At 40.3% G+C, this 1,849-nt stretch carries 3 protein-coding genes; 2 read left to right on the top strand and 1 reads right to left on the bottom strand.

Annotation, left to right across the window (positions count from 1 at the left end; all coding sequences use genetic code 11):
• Nucleotides 1–20 precede the first annotated feature (20 nt).
• Complete coding sequence (gene rsmD / locus CXF78_RS16010; RefSeq protein WP_102037342.1) at nt 21–620, top strand: 16S rRNA (guanine(966)-N(2))-methyltransferase RsmD; 600 nt, start codon at nt 21–23, stop codon at nt 618–620.
• A gap of 10 nt (nt 621–630) precedes the next feature.
• The gene (locus CXF78_RS16005; RefSeq protein ID WP_102037341.1) at nt 631–927 is read left to right on the top strand and encodes a DUF1145 domain-containing protein; all 297 of its coding nucleotides are present in this window, start codon (nt 631–633) and stop codon (nt 925–927) included.
• A gap of 79 nt (nt 928–1,006) precedes the next feature.
• On the opposite strand, the gene CXF78_RS16000 is transcribed toward CXF78_RS16005, so the two are convergent.
• A complete protein-coding gene (locus CXF78_RS16000; RefSeq protein WP_011635762.1) occupies nt 1,007–1,570 on the bottom strand; it encodes a NapC/NirT family cytochrome c in 564 nt (187 codons plus the stop codon).
• Nucleotides 1,571–1,849: the final 279 nt, after the last annotated feature.

Here is a 1,849-nt window from a genome sequence, read left to right as displayed (position 1 = left end):
AGGCAAATCACGAGGATGAGATGGCTAAAAAAAATACCAGCAGCGGTCAGGTGCGGATTATTTCAGGTCAATGGCGATCTCGTAAGCTACCGATCCATGATCTTGAAGGTCTACGCCCGACAACAGATCGCGTTCGCGAGACCTTATTCAATTGGCTTGCTAATGATATCCGTGGTGCCAAAGTGCTCGATTGCTTTGCCGGCAGCGGTGCATTATGCCTTGAGGCTTTATCCCGTTATGCTAGCTTTGCAACCATAATTGAACTGCAAAAAAATGCTGCTAATCAGCTAAAACAAAATCTTGCCACCCTGCAATGTCAAAATGCAGAGGTTATTAATGCCGACTGCTTGCAAGTGCTTGCTAAAGGTACACCTGGTGGGTTTGATATTGTGTTTATCGATCCACCGTTTCGTAAAGATTTAGTAAACAAAACCATTGAGTTATTGATGCAACATCAATGGTTAAACCCCAATGCACAAATTTATCTCGAAACCGAATCAGAATTAACCTCAGTCAATGTGCCAGCAACCTGGGTTGCCTTAAAAGAAAAAAAGGCAGGTCAAGTATGTTATCGACTGTACCAATACCAGCCGAACGATAACCTGTTATCGGTCGATTAAGTTAATGCCGATGTCTATAAACGATATTGTACTGATTGGTAAAACGGCCACTTTGTCGATGTGGTGTTTGGTGGCTTACGGCTTTTTTATTTTCAGCCCAGATGTCTCACTATTTTTAAATGTGTTCGCCAGTATCACCGCGGCAATGCACATGATACTTGTACTACTCACACGCTTAAAAAATCTTCGTAACAATAAGCCTGCAGTACATTATCGAGAGATTTTGCTGTGGGGAGTATTTGCACTATTTGAGCAATATCATTCACGGCATTCTAGCCCGCTTGTTAACGGCATCAACAAATATTAAAAATGGCGATTATCTGAGGCATTGGCATAAAAAAACCTCGTTATTTAACGAGGTTTTTTTAGTTAACAACATCGGCACATTACTTTTTAGGGTAAGGATGCGCGACACCTTTATGACAATCGACACAGGTCTTTCTGTCTTCTGGTGCTTTTTTAAAGTTCATACTGTGCATTCTTACGGCCATTTTCTTCATCGTATCAGGCTGATCTTCATAAATACGAGTGTGGCAATGCTGACAGTTAGCAGAATCATTACTGCGGAAGTATTTTAAGGCTAGGTCCGCTTGTTCTTTACGGTTTTCATCTAACCATTCTTGCGTCATAAAGCCATCAATGGTCATCAAGCCAATAATGTCTTTAGAAACAATGATTTTTTTAACTAAATAATCAAATGGGCCATGTGGTAAGTGACAATCTTGACATTGCACGGTGACACCTGCTCTACCACCACCATGAGCTGACGCCATAACCTCATCTCTTAACGAATGGTCACGGTGACATGTCATACAAAAAGCATCGCTACTTGTTGCATGTAAAGTTTGTTGTGTTGCGAAATAACCCACGACACCCACAATTACACCAACCACAATGAGGGCAATAATCGAGTACTTCGCGCTTGGTTTAAATAGTGCACGCCAGTTCATTGTTCAATCTCCGTAATAGCAAAAAAGGAATTTCTAATATTTATAAGTCTAGTTTAGGATTATTCGAAATTATAAAATTGATTTTAGTCGCTATTTTGAGAATTGCTTATCTAAAATATGTCTAAAATGCGAGCTAGATCTCGACTTTTACTCGTGCCGTACCAAAACAAACACCGATTACCGAATCAAACTACCGAAGTGGTTAATGAGGATAACGTTGAACCACAAGATTAGCTTAGTAGTCACCGAACTTGAGTCATAAGTTTGAGTTTTGCCTTC

It is taken from the genome of Shewanella sp. 11B5, assembly GCF_002836795.1.
GTDB classification, from domain to species: domain Bacteria; phylum Pseudomonadota; class Gammaproteobacteria; order Enterobacterales; family Shewanellaceae; genus Shewanella; species Shewanella frigidimarina.
Note: the sequence above shows the minus strand (reverse complement) of the source record. Positions and strands in the feature narration are given on the sequence as shown.

Bases quoted from the DNA above. Each gene is read 5' to 3' on its own strand.
- rsmD (WP_102037342.1), top strand. From the start codon at position 21: ATGGCTAAAAAAAATACCAGCAGCGGTCAGGTGCGGATTATTTCAGGT.
- CXF78_RS16005 (WP_102037341.1), top strand. From the start codon at position 631: ATGTCTATAAACGATATTGTACTGATTGGTAAAACGGCCACTTTGTCG.
- CXF78_RS16000 (WP_011635762.1), bottom strand. From the start codon at position 1,570: ATGAACTGGCGTGCACTATTTAAACCAAGCGCGAAGTACTCGATTATT.